This is a genomic window from Burkholderia sp. BCC1988 (assembly GCF_905339895.1).
Classification (GTDB): Bacteria; Pseudomonadota; Gammaproteobacteria; order Burkholderiales; family Burkholderiaceae; genus Burkholderia.
Window position 1 is genome coordinate 124,895 of sequence record NZ_CAJPHA010000014.1, and the last position, 23,861, is coordinate 148,755.

Below are 23,861 nucleotides of genomic sequence, written 5' to 3' on the forward strand. Positions count from 1 at the left end.
GAGGTGCGCGATGAACCGGGCCGTCGTGTCGTCCCGCATCGACGCGGCCCGTGCGCGCGTGTCGCCGTCGCCCGCGCGCCGCGTCTGGCAGCGCTTTCGCCAGCAGCGCCTCGGCTACTGGAGCTTCGTGATCTTCGTCGTCGCGTTCGCCGCGAGCCTCGCGGCGCCGCTGTGGTCGAACGACAAGCCGCTCGTCGTGCGCTACGACGGCCAGACCTATTTCCCGATGTTCCATGCGTATCCGGAGACGACCTTCGGCGGCGACTTCCCGACGCCGGCCGACTATCTCGATCCGTACGTCCGCAAGCGGCTCGAGGCGCCGGGCAACTTCGTCGTGTATCCGCCGAACCGCTATTACTACGACACGCTGAACTATTTCTCGAGCGTGCCGAATCCGGCGCCGCCGTCGCGTGCGAACTGGCTCGGCACCGACGCGCAGGGGCGCGACCTGCTCGCGCGGCTCGTGTACGGGTTCCGCGTGTCGGTCGAGTTCGGGCTGGTCCTGACCGCGATCGGCACGCTGCTCGGGATCGCAGCGGGCGCCGTGCAGGGCTTTTTCGGCGGGCGCATCGACATCGTCGGGCAGCGGCTGATCGAGATCTGGAGTTCGCTGCCCGAGCTGTACCTGCTGATCATCTTCGCGTCGATCTTCGAGCCGAGCTTCCTGCTGCTGATCGTGCTGCTGTCGCTGTTCGGCTGGATCGGCCTGGCCGACTACGTGCGCGCGGAATTCCTGCGCAACCGCACGCAGGACTACGTGCGCGCGGCCCGCGCGATGGGGCTCACGAACTGGCAGATCATCTGGCGCCACGTGCTGCCGAACAGCATGACGCCCGTGATCACGTTCCTGCCGTTCCGGATGAGCGGCGCGATCCTCGCGCTCACGAGCCTCGACTTCCTCGGGCTCGGCGTGCCGCCGCCGACGCCGAGCCTCGGCGAGCTGCTCGCGCAGGGCAAGGGCAACCTCGATGCGTGGTGGATCTCGCTGTCGACGTTCGGCGTGCTGGTCGCGACGCTGCTGCTGCTGACCTTCATGGGCGACGCGCTGCGCAACGCGCTCGACACGCGGATCGCCGATTCGGTGCGCGCGGCAGGAGGCCAGCGATGAGCGACACGGCCGTATCGAACGCGGGCGAGCCGCTGCTGTCGCTCGAGCATCTGCAGGTGCGCTTCGGCGACACGGTGGCCGTCGACGACGTGACGCTCGCGATCGGCCGCGGCGAGCGCGTCGCGCTCGTCGGGGAGTCGGGATCGGGCAAGAGCGTGACCGCGCTGTCGATCCTGCGACTGCTGCGCGACGCCGACGTGAGCGGCACGATCCGCTTCGCCGGCCATGACCTCGCCGGCAAGAGCGAACGCGAGATGCGCGGGCTGCGCGGCTCGGACATCGCGATGATCTTCCAGGAGCCGATGACGGCGCTCAACCCGCTGTACACGATCGGCACGCAGATCGGCGAGACGATCGTGCTGCACGACGGCGTGACGGCGGTGGAGGCGCGCAAGCGCGCGATCGCGCTGCTTGCGCGTACCGGCATCGCGGAGCCGGAGCGGCGCGTCGACAGCTACCCGCACCAGTTGTCGGGCGGCCAGCGGCAGCGCGCGATGATCGCGATGGCGCTCGCCTGCCGGCCGCGCCTCCTGCTCGCGGACGAACCGACCACGGCGCTCGACGTGACGATCCGCGCGCAGATCGTCGACCTGCTGCTCGAGCTGCAGCGCGAGGAGGCGGAAAAGCGCGGGATGGCGATCCTGCTGATCACGCACGACCTGAACCTCGTACGGCACTTCGCCGAGCGGGTCGCGGTGATGGAGCGCGGCAAGCTGGTCGAAAGCGGGCCGGTCGAGCGGATCTTCGCGGAGCCGGAGCATCCGTATACGCAGCGGCTGCTGAACAGCCGGCCGCAGCGCGCGGTCGCGCCGGTGATGCCGATCGCGCCCGTCGTGCTCGATGCGCGCCACGTCAGCGTGCAGTTCGCGCGCAAGCGGCCGGGCTTCGCAGGCTGGTTCGGCACGACGCCCGTGACGGCGGTCGCGGACGTGTCCGTGTCAGTGCGGCAGGGCGAGACGCTCGGGATCGTCGGCGAATCCGGCTCCGGGAAGTCGACGCTCGCGATGGCGCTGCTCGGGCTGCAAAGGACGGCGCACGGCGAGATCGAATTCCAGGGGCGCGCGCTGTCGACCTATCGCGGCCGTGAACAGACCGCGCTTCGCTCGAACATGCAGGTCGTCTTTCAGGATCCCTTCAGTTCACTGTCGCCGCGTCACACGATCGAGCGGATCGTCGGCGAGGGGCTCGAACTGCATCGCCCGGAACTCACGCCGGACGCGCGCCGCGCGAAGTCGCTGGCCGTGCTGCGCGAAGTCGGCCTCGACCGCACGGTGCTGCATCGCTATCCGCACGAATTCTCGGGCGGGCAGCGCCAGCGGATCGCGATCGCGCGCGCTCTCGTGCTGGAGCCGCGCATCCTGATCCTCGACGAACCGACGTCCGCGCTCGACGTGTCGATCCAGCAGCAGGTGCTGAAGCTGCTCGCGAATTTGCAACAGAAATACAACCTCGGCTATGTATTCATCAGCCACGACCTGGAGGTGATCGGCGCGATGGCGCACCGGGTCGCGGTGATGCAGGACGGGGCGATCGTCGAGTCCGGCGACGTGGCCGATATCTTCACGAAACCGTCACATCCTTACACACAAAAGCTGTTGAAAGCGGTCTGGAAAGCGTGATAGGCGTCCAATGGTCTGACTATCTCGATTGTATTTTTTAATTTGTTTTGACAAACGATTACGCGCTGGCTAGTATCGACCGAAATTTTCCGCCAATCAGCTGATTTTTAAGCACATTCCATCGACCAATGCAGCATCGATCCCTGACCCAGGCATGCGCGCGCACCCTCGCCGGGCTGTTCATCGGCGCCCTGTTCGCAGCAGCTCCCGGCGCGTTCGCCGACGAAGTCAGCAGTTTTAACCAGAATGTCACGAATTCGACTCAAATCGGGTCGAGCTCCTCCCCCCAGCAGACCAATGCCCAGTCGTCGAGCGGCGGCGCGAAGTCGTTTCTTGCCGGCATGGCGGGCAAGGCAGGCGACGTCGTCGTCGGTGCGCTGAACATGATCGGCGTGCGTTACCGCTGGGGCGGCAACTCGCCGGATTCCGGTCTCGACTGCAGCGGCTTCGTGCGCTACGTGTTCCAGGACACGCTCGGCATGTCGCTGCCGCGTCGCGCCGAAGAGATGAGCCGCGTCGGCGAGAAGGTCAGCATGAGCAACCTGAAGCCGGGCGACCTCGTGTTCTTCAACACGATGCGCCGTACGTTCTCGCACGTCGGCATCTATATCGGCGACAACAAGTTCGTGCATTCGCCGTCGACGGGCAGCACGATTCGCGTCGACGATCTCGACAGCGGCTACTGGGAAAAGCGTTTCACCGGTGCGCGCCGGCTCGAGTCGGAGTTCCCGATGAAGGCCGACGACCTGCGCCAGCGCGTGCGTGCCACGATCGGCGACGACGCGGCGAACGGCAGCAACTGACCGACGCTCGCCGGCGAACCGCCGGATCCAAAAAACCCTGTCACCGGAAGGCGGCAGGGTTTTTTGTTTTGGGGCGTGCGCAAGCGGCTGGTGGCGGGGCCATCGTCGGTGGCGCGCTCGCTGTCGCGCGCCGCGCGCCGCGATGCGCCGCTTATGCCGCCGCGACGCCGCGGGCCGCCGCGAGCTTGCGCTGCAGCTCGGGCATGACGCGCGCGACGGCTTCCTCGCCCGCGAGGATCGCCGCGTTGCGCTGGTTGAAGTCGCTGCCGCCCATTGCCGCGAGGTTCGGGCGGATCACGACGTCCGCGTATTTGTCGAGCTCGTAGGTCTTGATCGTCTGGCCCATGATCGTGAAGGTCTGCAGCAGCATCTCGATCGGGTTGTTGGTCGCCGCGCCGTCCGGCCGCGACGAGATGTCGACCGCGATCACGAAGCTCGCGCCCATCTTGCGCGCGAACGACGCGGGCACCGGGCTCACGAGGCCCCCGTCGACGTATTCGCGGTTGCCGATCTTCACGGGCTCGAACACCGACGGCACGCTGCACGACGCGCGCACCGCGAGCCCCGTATTGCCCTGCTGGAACAGGATCGGCTGGCCGTTCTGCAGGTCCGTCGCGACGATGCCGAGCGGCTTCGCCATCTTTTCGATCGGCCGGTTGTTGAGCGTCTTGTTCAGGAAGTTCTGCAGCGCCACGCCCTGCAGCAGCCCGCGCGAGCGGAACGGCAGCGCCCAGTCGCTGATCGCTGCCTGATCCATGTCGAGTGCGATCTTGTTGATCTGCAGCCCGCTCATCCCGGCGGCATAGAGCGCCCCGACCACCGAGCCCGCGCTCGTGCCCGCGACGATCTCGACCGGGATGCCGCGCGCCTCGAGCGCCTTCAGCACGCCGATGTGCGAGAAGCCGCGGGCGGCGCCGCCGCCGAGCGCGATGCCGATCTTCACGGGCTTCTCGCGCGACTGCGCGGGATTCGCGGCGTTGTCGGGGCGGGACTTGTCGCCGAACGACGTGCAGGCGGCGAGGCTGGCGGATGCGCAAGCGATCGTGAAGTGACGGCGCGACAGGCGAGGGGACGACATCGAATGGTTCTCCGGCGGCTTGGCGGCGGGCCGTGCGGCCCGCGGCGGCGATAGGTTCCGAGCGGCCGCGCGGAACAAACCGCGCGGCCGGCGCGGCGCCGGCTGGCGGCCGCGGCGCGCACATCATAAAGCAAGCGGCGCGCTTGGCGCGAAGGGCGGCGCGAGTATAATTCCGGCTTCTTTCCCGTTCCGGGCGCGGCCGGCCCCAGTGCTGTCCGGGCTGTCGCCGTCGATCCCGCGTCGAATCATTCATGCGCCCCAGGCGTTCGAGTTACCGTTTATGACCCGTCCTGTCCGTACCCGCTTCGCGCCGAGTCCCACCGGCTTCATCCACCTCGGCAACATCCGCTCCGCGCTCTATCCGTGGGCGTTCGCGCGCAAGATGAAAGGCACGTTCGTGCTGCGTATCGAGGATACCGACGTCGAGCGTTCGTCGCAGGAAGCCGTCGACGCGATCCTCGAGGGGATGCAGTGGCTCGGCCTGGATTTCGACGAAGGCCCGATCTACCAGATGCAGCGGATGGACCGCTACCGCGCGGTGCTCGCGCAGATGCTCGAGCAGGGCCTCGCGTACCCGTGCTACATGTCGGCCGAGGAGCTCGACGCGCTGCGCGAACGCCAGCGCGAGGCCGGCCTCAAGCCGCGCTACGACGGCACGTGGCGTCCGGAGCCGGGCAAGGTGCTGCCCGAGCCGCCGGCCGGCGTGAAGCCGGTGCTGCGGTTCCGCAACCCGCTGACCGGCACGGTCGTGTGGGACGACGCGGTGAAGGGGCGTGTCGAGATCTCGAACGAGGAGCTCGACGACCTCGTGATCGCGCGCCCGGACGGCACGCCGATCTACAACTTCTGCGTGGTCGTGGACGACATGGACATGAACATCACGCACGTGATCCGTGGCGACGACCACGTGAACAACACGCCGCGCCAGATCAACATCCTGCGCGCGCTCGGCGGCGAGCCGCCCGTCTACGCGCACCTGCCGACCGTGCTGAACGAGCAGGGCGAGAAGATGAGCAAGCGGCATGGCGCGATGAGCGTGATGGCGTACCGCGACGCGGGCTTCCTGCCGGAGGCCGTCGTCAACTACCTCGCGCGCCTCGGCTGGTCGCACGGCGACGCGGAGATCTTCTCGCGCGAGCAGTTCGTCGAATGGTTCGACCTCGAGCATCTCGGCAAGTCGCCCGCGCAGTACGACCACAGCAAGCTGAGCTGGCTGAACGCCCATTACATCAAGGAAGCGGACAACGCGCGCCTCGCCGCGCTGGCGAAGCCGTTCCTCGACGCGCTCGGCATCGACGACGCGGCGATCGCGACGGGCCCCGCGCTCGATGCGGTGGTCGGCCTGATGAAGGACCGCGCGACGACGGTCAAGGAGATCGCCGAAGGCGCCGCGATGTTCTACCGCGTGCCGGCGCCGGATGCCGACGCGCTCGCGCAGCACGTGACCGATACGGTGCGCCCGGCACTGGCCGATCTCGTCGTCGCGCTGAAGGCGGCCGACTGGACGAAGGAAGCGGTGTCCGCCGCGCTGAAGGCGACGCTTGGCGCGCACAAGCTGAAGATGCCGCAGCTCGCGATGCCGGTGCGCCTGCTGGTGGCGGGCACGACGCATACGCCGTCGATCGACGCGGTGCTCGTGCTGTTCGGTCGTGACGTCGTGGTGTCGCGTATCGAGGCCGCGCTGGCCTGAGGTTGGAGCGGATGCGAAGCCGCTCGCGCAGGGTGTCACGGCGGCTTCGCAAAAAATTTCGCTCGAATCGCAAAAAGGGTATTTACAAGTTCAAATTCGGTCCATATAATCTCATTTCTGTTCTGCAAGGGGGTATAGCTCAGCTGGGAGAGCGCTTGCATGGCATGCAAGAGGTCAGCGGTTCGATCCCGCTTACCTCCACCATCAGAGCAGAACGAATTGATTTGCGAAGCAGCGGTAGTAAGTAATAAATGCTTCACAAAATGATTTAAAGCAGTTAGAATTTCGGCCTTCGCTGTTGATGATGAGTGAATAGCGAAAGTCAGACAGATCTGAAAAGATCATGTCCCCTTCGTCTAGAGGCCTAGGACATCACCCTTTCACGGTGAGTACAGGGGTTCGAATCCCCTAGGGGACGCCAGATTCAGCGGCGTTTCGTAGAAGTGTCGCGAGGCTTGCAGGAACGTAACCGACGTCCTGCAGGTAACGGTGCAGAAAGTTGGAGCGGTAGTTCAGTCGGTTAGAATACCGGCCTGTCACGCCGGGGGTCGCGGGTTCGAGTCCCGTCCGCTCCGCCAGAACGAAGCCCGTTCAAGACGTTTTTGAGCGGGCTTTTGTATTAAAGATGTAAGCAGTACGTTGTCCCCTTCGTCTAGAGGCCTAGGACATCACCCTTTCACGGTGAGTACAGGGGTTCGAATCCCCTAGGGGACGCCAGGATTCAGCGGCGTTTCGTAGTAGAAGTGTCGCAACGCTTGCAGGACGTGAACGAGGTCCTGCAGGTGAGAGTAAAGAAAGCTGGAGCGGTAGTTCAGTTGGTTAGAATACCGGCCTGTCACGCCGGGGGTCGCGGGTTCGAGCCCCGTCCGCTCCGCCAGAACAAAGCCCGTTCAAATGAACGTTTTGAGCGGGCTTTTGCGTTAAAGATGTAAGCAGTACGTTGTCCCCTTCGTCTAGAGGCCTAGGACATCACCCTTTCACGGTGAGTACAGGGGTTCGAATCCCCTAGGGGACGCCAGATTTCGGCGTCGTTCGAACAAACGATGCGCCGGCAGGAAGTAACCGACGCCTGCCAGGCAAGAAGCAAGACTGGAGCGGTAGTTCAGTCGGTTAGAATACCGGCCTGTCACGCCGGGGGTCGCGGGTTCGAGTCCCGTCCGCTCCGCCAGAAAATGAAAAAGCCCGCCTCGTGCGGGCTTTTTCATTTGCGTCGTTGATCGTGCCCGCTCGCGGGCGCGTGACTGCGGAGCGGAGGAAGCCGCCTGCGCGGCTTCCGACGGGACGCGAAGGGCTGCGCGTGCACGCGCAGCCGCGGCCTGCAGGATGTAGGCGAGTCCCGTCCGCTCCGCCAGAAAATGAAAAAGCCCGCCTCGTGCGGGCTTTTTCATTTGCGTCGCCGATCCGGCGCCACTACGAGAAATTCGCGATTGCATCCGCCCGCGACTGCGCTATCGTGGCGGAATGCGTTTTTGACCCCTGCGCGATGCTCGATCCGACCGACCTGCGATTGCTGTATCAGCTCCGGCCCGCGGAGCCTGGCGATTTTCCGTTTGCCGAGGCGCTGACGCACGGCAACATGGGCGGCTATTACAAGCGCCATGGGCTCGTCTGGCGCAGCGACCTGTTCTATGCGAGCTGGCGCGAATCCGAAAACTTCATCCTGGAAGCCGACGGCGAACGTATCGGCGTGCTGCGTGTGACCGAGGAGGGCGATTCGCTGCACATCCGCGACGTGCAGATCGCGGCCGGCCATCGCGGACAGGGCGCCGGCACCTACATGCTCGACATGTCGCATCGCTGGGCGCGCGCCCGCGGGCTGCACGAACTGCAGTTGCGTGTGTTCGTCGACAATCCGGCCGCGCGCCTCTACCTGCGTATGGGCTACCGCGTCACCGGGCCGAGGCTGGCCCAGCTCGGCTCGATTCGCCACATGGTGCGTCCGGTTTGAGCGCGTAACGGTTACCCACGCGGGGGCCACGCGGCGACGGTCAGCGGGCGGCGTCGATCGCGTCGTCGTCGGGGGCGTCGTCGATTGCGATGCCGTCTTCCGCGCCGCGATGCTCGTAGCCGCGCAGCATGAACGCGCGCGGGCTTTCGCCGAACGCGCGCCGGAACATCGCCGAAAACGCGCTCTGGCTCTGGTAGCCGAGTTCGCGTGCGATATGCGACAGCGGGCGCCCCTGGTTCAACAGCGGAATCGCGCGCGCAAGCAGCGCCTGCTGCCGCCACTGCGAAAAACTCACGCCCAGTTCCTGCCTGAACAGCCGCGAGATCGTGCGCGTGCTCGCACCGACCTCGCTCGCCCAGTGTTCGAGCGATTCCGCATGCGCCGGTTGCGCGAGCACCGCCTCGCACAGCATGCGCAGCCGCTTCTCGTCGGGCATCGGCACCGCGAGCGGCAGCGGTTCGGCGCGGCTCAGCTCGTCGAGCACGAGCCCGCACAGCAGCCGTTCGCGGGTGCCGCTCAGGTCGCGCGCGTCGAGCGCGACGATCAGTTCGCGCAGCAAGCCCGTCACCTCGACCACCCGGCATGCGTCGAGCCCGTCCGGCACGACCGACTCGTCGATGTACAGCGTGCGCAAGTACGCTTCCTCGACGATCACGACCTCGTGCGTGACGTGCGGCGGCACCCAGATCGCGCGGGAAGGCGGCACCATCCACGTCGTCCCGGTCGTCGCGACGCGCAGCACGCCGCGCGATGCATACGCAAGTTGCGCCCACGCGTGCGTGTGCAGCGGGATCCGGCGGCCGGCGTCGACCTGCCGTGCCCGGACACGCATCGGGTGGACGCGGGTCGGCGCGAACTCGGGCGGGATGTCGATGACGTCGTACGGGTTCGATGCGTCGGCTTGGGCTGGCGGGTTCATGAACGATTCGGTCGGCGCGGCGGCGATGCCGTCATTTTAGAAGGCGCCGCGCAGGCGCATGCGGCGGTTTTTCGGCCGATAATGCACGGTTCAAATGAACTTTGTATGGGGCAGCACGTGTGCCGGCCGGCGCAAGCCCGGGCCAGCGTGATGCGTCGTGCCGACAAGAACCATCGTGCCGCCGGCGCGGTCTATCGATGCGGGCGCGTTTTCGCACAAGCAGCGCCCCAACGACGCCGGCGCCCGCGGCACGGCCGCGACGGCCCGGCACGGCAACACCTGAATCGAAGAGGAGGACCACGATGCGCCATGTATTCGTCTACGGCACGTTGAGAGCGGGAGAAGCCAACGACATCGGCCAGGCGGCCGCGCGGCACGGGATCGCCGCGCCGACGCTGCTCGGGGCGGCCGCACTGCCGGGCGAACTGTACGATTTCGGCACGTATCCGGGCATGGTGCCCGGGCCGGCCGGCCGGTCGCTCGTGTGGGGCGACGTCTACGAGATCGACGAGCGACTGGTGCCCGTGCTCCACGAGATCGAGCGCGTCTATCCGGGCGTCGACACGCTGTTCCGGCAGGAGCCGGTGACCGTCGAACTCGGCGGTCGTGCCTATGCGTGCATCTACTATCCGGTCGCCGCGCATGCGGCAGCCGACCGTCCGCGCATCGCGTCGGGCGACTGGGTCCAGCACCGGCGCGAGCGGGAAGCCGCCGCCGCATCCGCATAGAGAACCCGCTGCCCCGCAAAGGAAAAGCGCCCCGCGGGGCGCTTTTTTCATGCCGCCGTGTTGCGCGACCGGCGGCGGGCAGGACCGGGCGACCCGGCCCGCGTCGTCAGATTTCCTCGTACAGCGGCAGCGTCAGGAATTCGGTGAAGCCTTCCGACGTCGACATCTGTTCGAAGATCGCCGCGGCACGCTCGTACGGCTGCGTGTTGCCGCCGACCGACCGCTTCACGTTGTCGAGCTCGGCCTTCGCGAATTCGCGCACGAGCTCGGCGGTGACCTTGCGGCCGTCGTCGAGCACGCCCTTCGGCGAGCGGATCCACTGCCACACCTGCGAGCGGGAGATCTCGGCGGTCGCCGCGTCTTCCATCAAGTTGTGGATCGGCACGCAGCCGTTGCCGTCGAGCCAGGCGCCGAGATAGTGGATGCCGACGTTGATGTTGTTGCGCAGGCCGGCTTCGGTGATCGGCGCTTCAGGCTGGAAGTCGAGCAGGTTCTTGCCTTCGATCTGCACGTCGTCGCGTTGCTTCGCGATCTGGTTCGGCTGGTCGCCGAGCACCTTGACGAATTCCTCCATCGCGATCGGCACGAGGCCCGGGTGCGCGACCCAGCCGCCGTCGTAGCCGTCGGTCGCGTCGCGGGCCTTGTCCGAACGCACGCCGCCCATCGCCTTGTCGTTCGCTTCCGGATCGTTCTTGATCGGAATCAGCGCAGCCATCCCGCCGATCGCCGGCGCGTTGCGCTTGTGACAGGTCTTCAGCAGCAGCAGCGCGTACGCGCGCATGAACGGCACCGTCATCGTGATCTTCGAGCGATCGGCCAGGCAGAAGTCGCGGTCGTTCTTGAACTTCTTGATCGCCGAGAAGATGTAATCCCAGCGGCCGGCGTTCAGGCCCGAGCTGTGTTCGCGCAGTTCGTACAGGATCTCGTCCATCTCGAACGCGGCGAGGATCGTCTCGATCAGCACCGTCGCGCGGATCGTGCCGCGCGGCACGCCGACTGCCTCCTGTGCCGCGACGAAGATGTCGTTCCACAGGCGCGCTTCGAGATGGCTTTCCATCTTCGGGAGGTAGAAGTACGGGCCCGAGCCGCGCGCGATCAGTTCCTTCGCGTTGTGGAACAGGAACAGCGCGAAATCGAAGATGCCGCCGGACACGCGCTGGCCGTCGACCGTCACGTGCTTCTCGTCGAGATGCCAGCCGCGCGGACGCACGATCAGCGTCGCGACCTTGTCGTTCAGCTGGTACGACTTGCCGTTCTGTTCGAGCGAGATCGTGCGGCGCACCGCGTCCTTCAGGTTGATCTGGCCGTCGATCTGGTTCGTCCAGCTCGGCGCGTTCGAATCCTCGAAGTCCGTCATGTACGAATCGGCGCCCGAGTTTAGCGCGTTGATGATCATCTTGCGCTCGACGGGGCCGGTGATCTCGACGCGGCGGCATTGCAGGTCGGCCGGCAGCGGCGCGACCTTCCAGTCGCCCTCGCGGATCGCCTTCGTGTCGGCCAGGAAATCGGGGCGCTCGCCGGCGTCGAGGCGCTTGGTGCGTTCGACGCGGGCCTGCAGCAGCGCCTGGCGGCGCGGCTCGAACGCGCGGTGCAGCGCCGCGACGAGCGCGAGTGCTTCAGGCGTCAGGATCGCTTCGTAACCCGGCTTGATTTCGCCGGTGATCGCCATGCCTTGCGGCAGCGTGATCGGGGTGCTCATGAGTCTCATCTCCTTGGTCGGTCAGTTGCGGTTTCGGTGAAGGGGGAAGGCGGCAGCGCAGCGAACGTCATGCGCCCGGGCCGGGGCGCGCGCGGATCGCGGGTCTGCCGGACGGAGCCGGGGTGGCGAGGAATGCGAGCAGGTCGGCCATGCCGCTGCCGGTGCCGTCGGGCGGCGCGCCGAGTTCCTCGGCGGGCGCACCCGTGCGGTTGAGCCAGAACGTCGTGTAGCCGAACCAGGCGGCCCCCGCGACGTCCCAGGCGTTCGACGACACGAACACGATGTCGCGCGGGTTCGCGCCGAACGCGGCGGTGCCGAGTGCGTACGCGACGGGGCTCGGCTTGTACGCGCGTACCGCGTCGGCCGACAGCACGCGATCGAACAGGCCGGTCATGCCGGCGCTCTTGATCGCGATGTCGAGCATCTCCGGGTTGCCGTTCGACAGGATCGCGAGCGGCGGGCGCGGGTCGAGCGCGCGCAGCTTGCGCAGCGCGGGCACCGTGTCGGGATAGGTGGACAGGCACGCGTATTCGTCCATCAGCCGCTTCTCGGCCGCGCTGTTCAGCGCGAGCCCGAGCCTGCGCGCGGCGAACCGCAACGCGTCGAGCGTGATGTCGCGGAACGGGCGATAGCGGGCGCCGGACGGATCGGCGAGCGTGCGCAATTGCGAGTATTCGATTTGCTTGCGTCGCCACAGCCGCGACAACCGGTCCCCGTGACCGGGAAACATCTGCTCTGCCGCGGCCACGACCGCATGCACGTCGAACAACGTGCCGAATGCATCGAAGAGGATTGCGTCGGGAGAGGAGAGTGTCGTTGTGGCCGACATAGCCTTGCACTCCAGTTTCAGAGGTCGGAAACGATTTTATTCGTGCTCGTCAGTGCTAAAAAAGACGCTAAACATCACTTGATCTTTTACTTTCATATACCTAATCTTGACCGTTCAAGCTTTTTGAAGGGCGGGAACGCCGCCCTTGCGAGTCATGGACCGGTTCAAACAGATCGAAACGTTCGCCGCGGTCGCGGCGAAGGGCAGCCTGTCGGCGGCCGCGCATGCGGAAGGCGTCGCGCCGGCGATCATCGGCCGCCGCCTCGACGCGCTCGAGGAGCGGCTCGGCGTGAAGCTGCTGGTGCGGACCACGCGCAAGCTCACGCTGACCTTCGAGGGTTCGGCCTTCCTCGAGGATTGCCAGCGGATCATCAACGACATGCAGAACGCGGAGGCGAGCGTGTCCGCCGGCGGCGTGAAGGCGAGCGGCCACCTGCGCATTTCCGCGCCGGCCGGCTTCGGGCGGCGCCACGTCGCGCCGCTCGTGCCCGAGTTCAGCGGCGCGCATCCGGACGTGTCGGTCACGCTCGACCTGTCCGACCGGATGGTCGACCTCGTCAACGAAGGGTTCGATTGCGCGGTGCGGCTCGGCGAGCTGCCCGATTCGTCGCTGGTGTCGCTGAAGCTCGGCGAGAACCGGCGCGTGTGCGTCGCGTCCCCCGCGTATCTCGCGCGGCGCGGCACGCCGGCCACGCTTGCGGAACTCGCGCGCCACAACTGCCTCGCGCTTGCCGCGAATGCGAACCAGCAGCGTGGCTGGGCGTTCCAGGAGGGCGACAAGGTGGTGTCGATCCGCGTGAACGGCACGATGGAATGCTCGGACGGCGCGGTGCTGCACGAATGGTGCCTCGCCGGCTACGGCCTGGCATGGCGATCGTGGTGGGAGGTCGGCGACGATATCGCGGCCGGCCGCCTCGTCACCGTGCTCGACGCGTTCGCGGCGCCCCCGATCGGCATCCATGCGGTGTTTCCGCAGCGCCGTCACCTGCCGCTGCGCGTGCGGCTGTTTCTCGATTACCTGAAACATACGTACGAACGGCCCGGGTATTGGGGCGAGTAGGGCGGGGGCGAGCAGGGCGCACCGGCCCGCGCGTTTCCGATATGAGGGCGAACCCGCTGCCGGCGCCGGTCGCCCGGTTTCGCGCACTACAATCGAAACTGGCATGCGCGACGCGCCGGAGCCGGCCCGCATGGGTTCGCGGTGCGCGCGGTGCGTCTGACGCAGGAGGGCGCGATGTTCCGGCACATCCTCGTTCCAACCGACGGTTCCGAACTGTCGCAGAAGGCGATCGACGGCGCGATCGACCTGGCGCGCGCGGTCGGCGCGCGGGTCACGGCCTATGCGTGCCTGCCGCAGTATCCGTACTCGCCGTTTTCCGAAGTGATCATCGAGCCGCCCGCCGATTTCCGCGCGCGCAGCGAGCGCGAGGCGCGCGCGCACCTGGACGACGTGCAGGCGGCCGCGAAGGCGGCCGGCGTCGATTGCGACAGCTGGACGAGCGTGCATCCGTCGCCGTACCTCGGCATCATCGAGGCGGCCGAACGTGGCGGCTGCGACGTGATCTTCATGGCGTCCCACGGGCGCCGCGGGCTCGGCAGCCTGCTGATCGGCAGCGAAACGCAGCGCGTGCTGACCCATACGAAAATTCCGGTGATCGTCTATCGGTAGACGCGGCGCCGCATGTGCGCCGCGCGGGCGGCCGCATGGCCGGGCCGCTGAAAAAAGGGCGCGCCGGACGAAGCCGGCGCGCGTCGTTGCTGGCGGCCACTGGCCGCGCGCGACCGGTCGCGCGACGTCGATCGCGCGCCAGCCGTCTCCCCCCTGATTGTTGTCCGGTGCCGCCGATGCCGCGCCGTCGCGTGACGGGCCGGCATCGGCGTGACGCTTGCGCGCGTTACGCGACCTTCTTGCCGTCGAAGAACTGTTCGTCTTCGGTCGAGCCGTGCAGCGCGGTCGTCGAGGCTTCCCGCTCGACCGTCTGCGTGACCGCGTCGAAGTAGCCGGTGCCGACTTCGCGCTGGTGCTTGACGGCCGTGAAGCCCTTGTCGGCCGCCGCGAACTCGGCCTGCTGCAGCTCGACGAACGCGCTCATCTGCGTGCGGGCATAGCCGTGCGCGAGGTTGAACATCGAGTAGTTCAGCGCATGGAAGCCGGCCAGCGTGATGAACTGGAACTTGTAGCCCATCGCGCCGAGTTCCTTCTGGAACTTCGCGATCGTCGCGTCGTCGAGGTTCTTCTTCCAGTTGAACGACGGCGAGCAGTTGTACGACAGCATCTTGCCGGGGAACTGCTTGTGGATCGCTTCCGCGAATTTCTTCGCGTACTCGAGATCCGGCTTGCCCGTCTCGCACCAGACGAGATCGGCGTACGGCGCATACGCGAGGCCGCGCGAGATCGCCTGCCCGATGCCCGGCTTCGTGCGGAAGAAGCCTTCGACCGTGCGCTCGCCCGTCAGGAACGGCTTGTCGTTGTCGTCGATGTCGGACGTGATCAGGTCCGCCGCTTCCGCGTCGGTCCGCGCGACCAGCAGGGTCGGTGTGCCCATCACGTCGGCCGCGAGACGCGCGGCCGACAGCTTCGCGACCGCTTCTCGGGTCGGCACCAGCACCTTGCCGCCCATGTGGCCGCACTTCTTTACCGACGCGAGCTGATCCTCGAAGTGCACGCCCGAGGCGCCGGCCTCGATCATCGCTTTCATCAGTTCGAACGCATTCAGCACGCCGCCGAAGCCGGCTTCCGCGTCCGCGACGATCGGCGCGAAGAAATCGACGTAGCCTTCGTCGCCCGGATTCTTGCCTTCCGACCACTGGATCTGGTCGGCGCGCGTCAGCGTGTTGTTGATGCGCTTGACGACGAGCGGCACCGAGTTCGCCGGGTACAGCGACTGGTCCGGGTACATTTCGCCCGCGACGTTCGCGTCGCCGGCCACTTGCCAGCCCGACAGGTAGATCGCCTTCAGGCCGGCCTTCACCTGCTGCATCGCCTGGTTGCCGGTCAGCGCACCGAGTGCGTTGACGAACGGCTCTTCGTTGATGAGGCGCCACAGCTTTTCCGCGCCGCGCTTGGCCAGCGTGTGCTCGACGGCGATCGAGCCGCGCAGGCGCACCACGTCCTCAGCCGTGTAGCTGCGCTTGATGCCCTTCCAGCGCGGATCGCTTTCCCATTGCTTTTGCAGTTCCTGTGCCTGTTGCTGTCGCGACATGATGAGCTCCTTGATGCGGTGTGTTGCCAGATCGGTCGAATCGGACGGTGCTGATGCTGTTCTCGAAGCGGGGCGCGGTGCGTGCCGCTTTGAGAAGTCTTGTATAAGAGTCTAGGCAAACCGATCCGAATGAAACAGGGGCTATACCAGGAAGTTTGAAACTTTTTAATCGTTGTTAATCAACAGCTTGTGTTTTGTGTTTCGCAATGAGAAACGATTTTTCCCATCTCGCAATTGTAAGGTTGTGCCGCGCAGCATGATTTTTTACGACGCAAAAAAATTTTCCGCATCGTGAAATTTGGCGCGGGACGAAAAAAAACCGGCGCGGGTGCGCCGGTTTGCCGGATGGGCGGGCGGCCGCGGGGGCCGCCGGGGCGTGCTTACGACGCCGAATTGCTGCGACGCGGGCCGCCGCTGCGCTGGCCGTCGCGACGCGGGCCGCCGTCACGGCTGCCGCCCGGCTTGCCGCTCCAGCCGCCGCCATTGCCGCCGCCGTAGCTGCGGCCGTTGCCGCCATGACCGCCGCCCGGCTTGCCGCCGAAACGACGACCGCCGTTACCGCCGCCCGGACGGCCGCGGCCGCCGGTGCCGCGATCGTTGCGCGGGGGTGCCTTGCGGGGCTCGAAGCCTTCGATCACGTTGACCGGCAGCGGCGAGCGCACGAAGCGCTCGATGCGCTTGAGCGCGCCTTGCTCGGCGTGGTGCACGAGGCTCACCGCGGTGCCCGAACGGCCGGCACGGCCCGTACGGCCGATACGGTGCACGTAGTCTTCCGCGAACTTCGGCAGGTCGTAGTTGAACACGTGCGTGATGCCCGGGATGTCGATGCCGCGGGCTGCGACGTCGGTCGCGACCAGCACGCGCACACGGCGCTCGCGCAGCGCACGGATCGTGCGGTTGCGCGCGCCCTGCGGCAGGTCACCGTGCAGCGCGGCCGATTCGAAGCCGGCGTCGGCGAGACGGCCGGCGAGCTGGTCGGCATCGATCTTGGTCGCCGTGAAGATGATCGCCTGGTCGAGCGCGTCGTCGCGCAGCAGGTGATCGAGCAGGCGGTCCTTGTGGTCGCGGTCGTCGACGTAATGGACGGTCTGCGCGATGTTCGCGCGCGATTCGAGGCGCTGCTGGATCTCGATGCGTTCCGGATCCTTCAGCAGGCGGCTCGTCAGCGAACCGATCTTGCCGTCGAGCGTGGCCGAGAACAGCATCGTCTGGCGCGACTCGGGCGTCGCGGCGACGATCGTCTCGATGTCTTCGATGAAGCCCATGTCGAGCATGCGGTCGGCTTCGTCGAGCACGAGCATCTTCAGTTCGGACAGGTCGATGCGGCCGCGCTCGAGGTGATCGAGCAGACGGCCCGGCGTGGCGACCAGGATCTCGGGGTTCTTCGCGAGCAGCATCAGCTGCTGGCCGTAGGCGACGCCGCCGAGGATGCTGACCGTGCGCAGGCGCTTCAGGTGCTTGCCATAGGTCGACGCGGCCGTGGTGACCTGCATCGCGAGTTCACGGGTCGGCGTCAGCACGAGCAGGCCCGGGCGGGCGACGGGCTGCGGGCGGCGCGCACGGCGGTCGCCCTGGTTCGGTTCGCGCGGCGCGCGCGGTTGCTGCGCCTGCGCCTTCTGGAGCTGCGCGAAACGTTCGATCGCGGGCAGCATGAATGCGGCCGTCTTGCCCGAACCGGTCGGGCTCGACACCAGCAGGTCCCGACCGGCGATGCCGGCCGGAATCGCGCGCTGCTGGACCGGCGTCGGCTTGGCGTAGCCGGCGGCCTGCAGCGCGGAGACGATCTCCGGCGACAACCCGAGCGACGCGAAAGTCGGCTCGTCCGACGCCGGTTCGACCGCGGCCGGTGCGGCGGCGTTCTCGAGACCGAGCGCCTGGTCGGCGATCGCGTTGAGCGGGCTGGAGTTGATGCTCGAAGTCATAACAATCCTTGAAACACAGTGGGTGAAACGTCGGCGCCAATCGCGCATACCCAAGTCGTCGGATTCAGCGAGCAAATCGGGAAACGGGTGCAATCCGCCGAACCGTCGGCGGATGAGGCATTAGAAGCTGTTTTGGGTGCGGCGCGCTTCTGGAGCGGGGGCCGCCAGCCTAGTTGACGACCGCGAGGGTCGAAGCAGGAGGGGACAGGTTCTAAACCGGATTGGAGCTTAACGCTACGAGGCGTCGGGCCGGAACGGCTTGCGAGCCGAGCGCGGGAGGTGACGCAGCCAGCATTATAGAGATATTTGCTGCGCTGCGCCACTGATTTGATTGCCTATTGATTGCCTGTCTCGGCAGGCGGGACAGATCAGGACGCCGTGCCGTTCTTCAGCGATTCGACGAGTTCGATGTATTGCTGCTTCGCCGCATCCTGGGTCGTGCCTTTCAGCGCTTCCCACGCGTCGTACTTGTACTTGCCGACGATGTCGGTGAAGCCCGGCTTGTCGCCGTGCGCGTCGCCGTCGGTCGCCTGCTTGAAGAGCGCATACAGGCGCAGCAGCGTCAGGTTGCCCGGTCGCTCGGTCAGTTGCTTGACGTCGACCTGGGCCTGGTCGAATTGGGCGGTGAGTTCGCTCATCGTGTGTCTCCGTAAGGGTTTCAGGTCGGGCGATCTTAACAAGCGCCGCGCCGCGCGGGGTCGAGCGATCCTTCCAAACCGCCGGCCACGCGGCGCGCGCATCGCGATCGGGTCCGATCGCCCGTGGGAGCGGGGCGCCGCATTACAATGTCGGCCATGACGCAAACAGTGCTCCTCGCCATCGATACGTCGACCGAATACTGCTCGGTCGCGCTGCTGCGCTCGGCTTTCGCCGATGACGCCGTTTCCACCCCGCAAACCTGGGTCCGCCACGAGCTGACGGGCGCCGTGTCGAGCACGCGCGTGCTGCCGGCCATCCAGGAGCTCTTCGCCGAATCGGGCCTCACGTTCGCCGATTGCGACGCGATCGCGTTCGGCGCGGGCCCCGGCTCGTTCACCGGGCTGCGCACCGCGACCGGCATTACGCAGGGGCTCGCGTTCGGGCGCGGGCTGCCGGTCGTGCCGGTCAGCACGCTGCTCGCGTGCGCCGAGCACGCGCGGCTGCGCGCACCCGGCACGACGCGCGTGCTGGCCGCGCTCGACGCGCGGATGGACGAAGCGTACTGGGCCGACTTCGCATGGGACGAGCAGGCGGGCGACTGGCGCACGCTGCATCCGGCGTCGCTCGATGCACCGGGCGCCGTCGGCGTGCCCGACGCGCCGTTTACGCTCGCGGGCAACGCAGCCGCCGCGTTCGGCGCGCAACTGCCGGCGGCGGCGGCCGCGGCAGTGATCGACGGCGATGCGCTGCCGCATGCGCTGGCGGTCGCGCATGCCGGGCTGCGGGCGTTCCGCGCCGGCCGGACGGTGCCGGCCGACCAGGCCGCACCCGAATACGTGCGCGACAAGGTCGCGCAGACCACCGCCGAACGCATGGCCGCGCGTGCCGCGCAGACGGACGGAGCAAAAGGATGACGGGCGTCCTGTTGAGCGACCGCTATTTGTCGCCGATGACCGACACCGATCTCGACGAGGTCGTCGCGATCGAGCAGGTCGCGTACGAATTCCCGTGGAGCCGCGGCAATTTCCAGGATTCGTTGCGCAACGGCTATTTCGGCGTGTGCCTGCGGCACGTGACGGGCGCGCTCGTCGGCTATTGCGTGCTGATGCCGGTGATCGACGAAATGCACCTGCTGAACCTGTGCGTCGCGCCGGCCGCCCAGCAGTCGGGCGCGGGCCTCGCGCTGCTGCGCGAAGCCGTGCGCATCTCGCGCGCGGAGGGGCTCGACGGCGTGCTGCTCGAGGTGCGGCCGTCCAATCCGCGGGCGATCCATCTGTACGAGCGCTTCGGCTTCGTGACGATCGGCCGGCGCAAGAACTACTATCCGGCGCGGCATCGCAGCCGGGAGGACGCGATCGTGATGCGTCTGACGCTGAACAAGGACGAAGGGGACGCGCATGGCGTGGGCTGAAGCAGCGCTTGAGGAAATGGGGCTCGCGCAGATCTGGGTGCGGCGCGGCTCGCGCGCGGAAGGCGCCGAAGCGGGTGGCGCGGGGGCCGGGCCGGTTGGCGTGCCGGGCGCGGCGGACGATGCGTCCGCCGTTGCGGCCGCAACCGTTGCGCCCGCGTCGCGGCCGACGTCGGAGCAGTCGCGTGACACGCAGGCGCCTGCACGCGTGTTCCCGCGCGGCGATAGGCCGCTGGCGGATACGCCGCCCGCTGGCGGCGCCGCGCGCTCCGCGGCACCGGCTGCGGAAACGGGCAGCGGCGCGCGTGCCGCGATCGACGAAACGGGCGGCGGCGCGCGTGCCGCGATCGACGACGATCGCGCGTCCGCCGGGCCGGCGTCGTCCCCGGCCGCCGCCGCCGCGGACGACCTGCCGCCGCTCACCGAAGACGATTTCGCGTGGTTCGACGCGGCGCCGCCCGGCGATCCGCTGCCGCCGGCCGAAGCGCGTCCTGCTGCAACGCCGGTCGCGATGCTCGACTGGGATGCGCTCGCCGCACGCGTCGCCGGCTGCACGAGCTGCCGCCTGTGCGAGAAGCGCACCAATACCGTGTTCGGTGTCGGCGATCGGGAAGCGGACTGGATGCTGATCGGCGAAGCGCCGGGCGAGAACGAGGACAGGCAGGGCGAGCCCTTCGTCGGCCAGGCCGGCAAGCTGCTCGACAACATGCTGCAGTCGCTCGCGCTCAAGCGCGGCGACAACGTCTACATCGCGAACGTGATCAAGTGCCGCCCGCCCGGCAACCGCAATCCGGAACCGGACGAGGTCGCGCGCTGCGAGCCGTACCTGCAGCGCCAGGTCGCGCTCGTGAAGCCGAAGCTGATCGTCGCGCTCGGCCGCTTCGCCGCGCAGACGCTGCTGAAGACGGACGCGAGCATCGCATCGCTGCGCGGCCGCGTGCACACGTACGAAGGCGTGCCGGTGATCGTCACCTACCACCCGGCGTACCTGCTGCGCAGCCTGCAGGACAAGTCGAAGGCGTGGGCCGACCTGTGCCTGGCGCGCGATACGTTCCAGCGGGCGGAGGGCGCCGCCGCGCACGGGCCGGCCGGACAATGACGCGCGGCGCGGCGGTCGCGTTCATCGATACGCTGCACGATGCCGCGGTCCGCGATCTGGGCTGGCTCCTCGCGAGCCCGAGCCTGCTCACTGCCGCGCCCGGCGCGCCGCTCGCGCATCCGTGGTCGGATGCGGTCGAGCGGGTGGCCGTCGAAGCGTGGCTCGTCGCGCTCGATGCCGCGCCCGAGCCGCTGCACCGCGCGCTCGACGGGCTGCGGCCCGTGCGACTCGGCCGCTATGCCGAATGCCTGCTGGAGTATTTCCTCACACACGGGCCGTCGCTGCGGCTCGTCGCCGCCAACCTGCCGCTGCGCAGCAACGGCAAGACGCTCGGCGAGGTCGATTTCATCGTCGATGCGCCGGGCGGGCTGCGCCTGCACTGGGAACTCGCGGTCAAGTGCTATCTATGCGCGCCGGTCGACGGCGACGCGTCGCTCGCGGATTTCGTCGGGCCGAATCTCGTCGACCGCCTCGACCGCAAGCGCAGCCGGCTGCTCGAGCATCAGCTGCGGCTGAGCGATCGCCACGGGTTCGCGCTGCTGGGCTACGGCGCGCCGTCCGATGCGCAGATGTTCATCAAGGGCTGGCTGTTCTATCCGCACGGCGTGCCGCTGCCGCCGGTGGCCGCGGAAATCGCGGCCGATCATCCGCGCGGGTTCTGGCTCACGCACGCGCAGTGGCCGGCCTGGGCCACCGCGCAGCCCGACGGTGCGGCGTGGAACGTGCTGCCGCGGCTCGCATGGCTCGCGCCGCGGCGGGTGGCGGCCGACGCCGCGCCCGAACCGCTGGCGCGTTCGCTCGAGTTGCCGTCCGCCTTGACGGCGCGCCAGGCGCCCGCGCTGATCGGCGTCCATCGACAGGACGGCAACGGCGTATGGCGGGAGACGGCGCGTGGCTTCATCGTGCCGGACGACTGGCCCGCGCGTGCGCAGGCGTTCGCTGCCCAGGACCACTGACGCCGCATCAGCCGGCGCTTACCACCAGCGATGGAAGTGATGGACGGGGCCGACGCCGTGGCCGACGTCGAGCTGGCCGCTCGCGGCGATCGCGCCGGTCAGGTAGGCCTTCGCTTCGCGCACCGCGCTGTCGAGATCGGGCCGCTGCGGCAGCAGCGCGGCGATCGCCGACGACAGCGTGCAGCCCGTGCCGTGCGTGTTGCTGACCGGCACGCGCGTGCCGTCGAACCGCACCGCATGCGCCGCATCGACGAGCCAGTCGGGGCTCGCGGCCGCGTCGGGCAGGTGGCCGCCCTTCATCAGCACGGCGCGCGCGCCGGTCTTCAGCAGCGCCTGGCCTTGCCGGACCATGTCGTCTTCGGTCATCGCGGGCGTGTCGCCGAGCAGGGCGGCCGCTTCGGGCAGGTTCGGCGTGACGACGGTCGCGAGCGGCAGCAGCGCGTCGCGCAACGCGTCGACCGCATCGGGCGCGAGCAGCGCGTGCGAACTCTTCGAAATCATCACCGTATCGAGCACGACGAAGCGCGGCGCATGGCGCCGCAGCGCGTCGGCGACCGCGTGCACGATCGCCGCGTTCGCGAGCATGCCGATCTTGACCGCGTCGATGCGGATGTCGTCGAACACCGCGTCGAGCTGCGCGGTCACGAACGCGGCGTCCGGCGCGTGCACGCCGGTCACGCCGCGCGTGTTCTGCGCGGTCAGCGCGGTGATCACGCTCGCGCCGTACGCGCCGAGCGCGGAGAAGGTCTTGAGATCGGCCTGGATGCCCGCGCCGCCGCCCGAGTCGGAGCCGGCGATCGTCAGGACGTTGGGTATCGGGTGCGTCATGATGGCAAGGCGCCGGTTCGAAGACCGGCGCCAACGGACGGAAACAGGAAGTGTAGCGTCAGTGCCGCGATTCGCCGATCAGCGCGACCGAGTCGAACTGACGCTGGTTCGCCTGGTGGCGGCGCATCACGAGCCACATCGTCAGGCACACGAACGTGCCGAACAGCACGATCACGACGCCGACCGGCACGTCGAGCCAGACCAGCACCGCGTACAGGCACAGCATCACGAGCACCGACAGGTTCTCGTTGAAGTTCTGCACCGCGATCGAATGGCCGGCCGACAGCAGCACGTGGCCGCGATGCTGCAGCAGCGCGTTCATCGGAACCACGAAGTAGCCGGACAGCGCGCCGACGCAGATCAGGAAGATGTACGCGACGATCAGGTACACGGGCAGGCGCAGGTGGCCGAAATGCACGGCCCAGTGCGCCGGGAACAGGTCGCGCGTGTAGAACGCCATCAGCATGACCGCGATGCCCATGATGATGCCGACCGGCAGCACGCTGAGCGACTTCTTCAGCGGGATCCGCGCGGCGGCGGCGATTGCACCGCCCGCGACGCCGACCGCGACCACCGCCTGCAGGATCGCGCCTTCGGACAGCGACATGTTGAGCGACACTTCGGCCCACTTCAGCACGATGAACTGCAGCGTCGCGCCCGCGCCCCAGAACAGCGTCGTGACCGCGAGCGAGATCTGGCCGAGCTTGTCGCGCCAGAGCACCATGAAGCAGTCGGCGAAGTCGGTGAGGAGCTTGACCGGGCCGCGCTCCTGCTTCGGGTAGCGCGCGCCGGTATCGGGGATCCGCAGATTGAAGATGGCGGCGATCACGTAGATCGCCATGATGATCACCATCGCCGCTTCGGCGGGCGTGGCGATCCAGGCTGGCGTGTGCGCGATCACGTGCGACGCGATGTGCGGGCTGATCAGCGCGCCGCCGAGCACGGTGCCGAGGATGATCGAGCTGACGGTCGTGCCTTCGATCCAGCCGTTCGCGGCGACGAGCCGGTCGGCCGGCAGCAGCTCGGTCAGAATGCCGTACTTCGCGGGCGAGTAGGCCGCGGCGCCGAACCCGACGATGCCGTATGCGATCAGCGGATGGGCGCCGAGCAGCATGATCAGGCAGCCGACCACCTTGATCGAATTGGTGATGAACATCACGCGCCCCTTCGGACGCGAATCGGCGAACGCACCGACATAGGCCGCCAGCACCACATACGACAACACGAAGAACAGCTTGAGCAGCGGTGTCATCCAGTTGGGGGCGTGGAGGTCTTTCAGCAGGGCGATGGCGGCGATGAGAAGCGCATTGTCGGCCAGCGACGAGAAAAACTGCGCGGCCATGATGGTGTAAAAACCTTTTTTCATCTGATGCGATGCTTTCGTC

At 67.6% G+C, this 23,861-nt stretch carries 21 protein-coding genes and 7 tRNA genes; 19 read left to right on the top strand and 9 right to left on the bottom strand.

Annotated features, from left to right (window positions below; all coding sequences use genetic code 11):
* The first annotated feature begins 10 nt into the window (after positions 1 to 10).
* The 3 genes from U4012_RS20905 (at position 11) to U4012_RS20915 (ending at position 3,530) form a co-directional block, all read left to right on the top strand.
* Positions 11 to 1,108, top strand: a complete 1,098-nt coding sequence (locus U4012_RS20905) for an ABC transporter permease (RefSeq protein WP_124488274.1) — start codon at positions 11 to 13, stop codon at positions 1,106 to 1,108.
* Positions 1,105 to 2,727 (top strand): dipeptide ABC transporter ATP-binding protein, encoded by a 1,623-nt coding sequence (locus U4012_RS20910; protein WP_321801182.1) that lies wholly within the window; start codon positions 1,105 to 1,107, stop codon positions 2,725 to 2,727. Before U4012_RS20905 ends, U4012_RS20910 begins: the two co-directional genes overlap by 4 nt.
* Before the next feature lie 128 nt (positions 2,728 to 2,855).
* Positions 2,856 to 3,530 carry a C40 family peptidase gene (locus U4012_RS20915; RefSeq protein ID WP_044847963.1) on the top strand — a complete coding sequence of 225 codons (675 nt, stop codon included), beginning with the start codon at positions 2,856 to 2,858 and terminating at the stop codon, positions 3,528 to 3,530.
* 151 nt (positions 3,531 to 3,681) lie between these two features.
* On the opposite strand, the gene U4012_RS20920 is transcribed toward U4012_RS20915, so the two are convergent.
* Positions 3,682 to 4,608, bottom strand: a complete 927-nt coding sequence (locus tag U4012_RS20920; protein WP_044847962.1) for a patatin-like phospholipase family protein — start codon at positions 4,606 to 4,608, stop codon at positions 3,682 to 3,684.
* 280 nt (positions 4,609 to 4,888) lie between these two features.
* On the opposite strand from U4012_RS20920, the gene gltX reads away from it, so the two are divergent.
* The 9 genes from gltX (at position 4,889) to U4012_RS20965 (ending at position 8,246) form a co-directional block, all read left to right on the top strand.
* Positions 4,889 to 6,298, top strand: a complete 1,410-nt coding sequence (gene gltX / locus U4012_RS20925; RefSeq protein WP_321801185.1) for a glutamate--tRNA ligase — start codon at positions 4,889 to 4,891, stop codon at positions 6,296 to 6,298.
* A 128-nt stretch (positions 6,299 to 6,426) separates the two neighbouring features.
* Positions 6,427 to 6,502: transfer RNA gene (locus U4012_RS20930), tRNA-Ala, on the top strand.
* Positions 6,503 to 6,643: 141 nt separating this feature from the next.
* Positions 6,644 to 6,719, top strand: a tRNA-Glu gene (locus tag U4012_RS20935).
* Between the two features lie 80 nt (positions 6,720 to 6,799).
* Positions 6,800 to 6,876, top strand: a tRNA-Asp gene (locus U4012_RS20940).
* Between the two features lie 63 nt (positions 6,877 to 6,939).
* Positions 6,940 to 7,015 (top strand) — tRNA-Glu (locus tag U4012_RS20945).
* Between the two features lie 83 nt (positions 7,016 to 7,098).
* A tRNA-Asp gene (locus U4012_RS20950) sits at positions 7,099 to 7,175 on the top strand.
* 65 nt (positions 7,176 to 7,240) lie between these two features.
* Positions 7,241 to 7,316, top strand: a tRNA-Glu gene (locus U4012_RS20955).
* Between the two features lie 73 nt (positions 7,317 to 7,389).
* Positions 7,390 to 7,466, top strand: a tRNA-Asp gene (locus U4012_RS20960).
* 315 nt (positions 7,467 to 7,781) lie between these two features.
* Entirely contained in the window at positions 7,782 to 8,246 is a 465-nt protein-coding gene (locus U4012_RS20965) for a GNAT family N-acetyltransferase (protein ID WP_014896698.1), read from the top strand.
* Positions 8,247 to 8,286: 40 nt separating this feature from the next.
* Here the strand turns inward: U4012_RS20965 and U4012_RS20970 are convergent, their stop codons facing one another.
* Complete coding sequence (locus tag U4012_RS20970; RefSeq protein WP_044847960.1) at positions 8,287 to 9,165, bottom strand: AraC family transcriptional regulator; 879 nt, start codon at positions 9,163 to 9,165, stop codon at positions 8,287 to 8,289.
* Positions 9,166 to 9,467: 302 nt separating this feature from the next.
* On the opposite strand from U4012_RS20970, the gene U4012_RS20975 reads away from it, so the two are divergent.
* Positions 9,468 to 9,893 (top strand): gamma-glutamylcyclotransferase family protein, encoded by a 426-nt coding sequence (locus U4012_RS20975; protein WP_321801188.1) that lies wholly within the window; start codon positions 9,468 to 9,470, stop codon positions 9,891 to 9,893.
* Positions 9,894 to 9,999: 106 nt separating this feature from the next.
* Here U4012_RS20975 and aceB read toward each other — a convergent pair whose 3' ends face one another.
* Together aceB and U4012_RS20985 are read right to left on the bottom strand one after the other, a co-directional pair.
* Entirely contained in the window at positions 10,000 to 11,592 is a 1,593-nt protein-coding gene (gene aceB, locus U4012_RS20980; protein WP_321801190.1) for a malate synthase A, read from the bottom strand.
* A gap of 67 nt (positions 11,593 to 11,659) precedes the next feature.
* The gene (locus U4012_RS20985; protein ID WP_321801192.1) at positions 11,660 to 12,421 is read right to left on the bottom strand and encodes a haloacid dehalogenase type II; all 762 of its coding nucleotides are present in this window, start codon (positions 12,419 to 12,421) and stop codon (positions 11,660 to 11,662) included.
* A 154-nt stretch (positions 12,422 to 12,575) separates the two neighbouring features.
* Between U4012_RS20985 and U4012_RS20990 the strand changes: the two genes are divergently transcribed.
* Positions 12,576 to 13,481 carry a LysR family transcriptional regulator gene (locus tag U4012_RS20990; protein WP_044847957.1) on the top strand — a complete coding sequence of 302 codons (906 nt, stop codon included), beginning with the start codon at positions 12,576 to 12,578 and terminating at the stop codon, positions 13,479 to 13,481.
* A 174-nt stretch (positions 13,482 to 13,655) separates the two neighbouring features.
* Positions 13,656 to 14,090 carry a universal stress protein gene (locus U4012_RS20995; RefSeq protein WP_044848000.1) on the top strand — a complete coding sequence of 145 codons (435 nt, stop codon included), beginning with the start codon at positions 13,656 to 13,658 and terminating at the stop codon, positions 14,088 to 14,090.
* A 226-nt stretch (positions 14,091 to 14,316) separates the two neighbouring features.
* On the opposite strand, the gene aceA is transcribed toward U4012_RS20995, so the two are convergent.
* The 3 genes from aceA to U4012_RS21010 form a co-directional block, all read right to left on the bottom strand.
* Positions 14,317 to 15,624 (bottom strand): isocitrate lyase, encoded by a 1,308-nt coding sequence (gene aceA / locus U4012_RS21000; RefSeq protein ID WP_321801195.1) that lies wholly within the window; start codon positions 15,622 to 15,624, stop codon positions 14,317 to 14,319.
* A 380-nt stretch (positions 15,625 to 16,004) separates the two neighbouring features.
* Positions 16,005 to 17,546: a DEAD/DEAH box helicase gene (locus U4012_RS21005; RefSeq protein WP_044847955.1), complete on the bottom strand. Its 1,542-nt coding sequence runs from the start codon at positions 17,544 to 17,546 to the stop codon at positions 16,005 to 16,007.
* A gap of 368 nt (positions 17,547 to 17,914) precedes the next feature.
* Positions 17,915 to 18,184 (bottom strand): acyl-CoA-binding protein, encoded by a 270-nt coding sequence (locus U4012_RS21010; protein WP_044847954.1) that lies wholly within the window; start codon positions 18,182 to 18,184, stop codon positions 17,915 to 17,917.
* Positions 18,185 to 18,331: 147 nt separating this feature from the next.
* On the opposite strand from U4012_RS21010, the gene tsaB reads away from it, so the two are divergent.
* From tsaB to U4012_RS21030, 4 genes are read left to right on the top strand one after another with little or no spacing between them, the layout of a single operon-like run.
* A complete protein-coding gene (gene tsaB / locus U4012_RS21015; protein ID WP_044847953.1) occupies positions 18,332 to 19,099 on the top strand; it encodes a tRNA (adenosine(37)-N6)-threonylcarbamoyltransferase complex dimerization subunit type 1 TsaB in 768 nt (255 codons plus the stop codon).
* Entirely contained in the window at positions 19,096 to 19,596 is a 501-nt protein-coding gene (rimI, locus tag U4012_RS21020) for a ribosomal protein S18-alanine N-acetyltransferase (protein ID WP_044847952.1), read from the top strand. Before tsaB ends, rimI begins: the two co-directional genes overlap by 4 nt.
* Complete coding sequence (locus U4012_RS21025; RefSeq protein WP_321801200.1) at positions 19,583 to 20,692, top strand: uracil-DNA glycosylase; 1,110 nt, start codon at positions 19,583 to 19,585, stop codon at positions 20,690 to 20,692. Before rimI ends, U4012_RS21025 begins: the two co-directional genes overlap by 14 nt.
* Positions 20,689 to 21,648, top strand: coding sequence for a DUF1853 family protein (locus tag U4012_RS21030; protein ID WP_321801202.1), 960 nt, complete (start codon positions 20,689 to 20,691; stop codon positions 21,646 to 21,648). The genes U4012_RS21025 and U4012_RS21030 overlap by 4 nt, the downstream gene beginning before the upstream one ends.
* Before the next feature lie 18 nt (positions 21,649 to 21,666).
* On the opposite strand, the gene thiD is transcribed toward U4012_RS21030, so the two are convergent.
* Both thiD and lplT read right to left on the bottom strand, forming a co-directional pair.
* Entirely contained in the window at positions 21,667 to 22,476 is an 810-nt protein-coding gene (gene thiD, locus U4012_RS21035) for a bifunctional hydroxymethylpyrimidine kinase/phosphomethylpyrimidine kinase (RefSeq protein WP_124486176.1), read from the bottom strand.
* A 58-nt stretch (positions 22,477 to 22,534) separates the two neighbouring features.
* The gene (lplT, locus tag U4012_RS21040) at positions 22,535 to 23,842 is read right to left on the bottom strand and encodes a lysophospholipid transporter LplT (protein WP_044847948.1); all 1,308 of its coding nucleotides are present in this window, start codon (positions 23,840 to 23,842) and stop codon (positions 22,535 to 22,537) included.
* Positions 23,843 to 23,861: the final 19 nt, after the last annotated feature.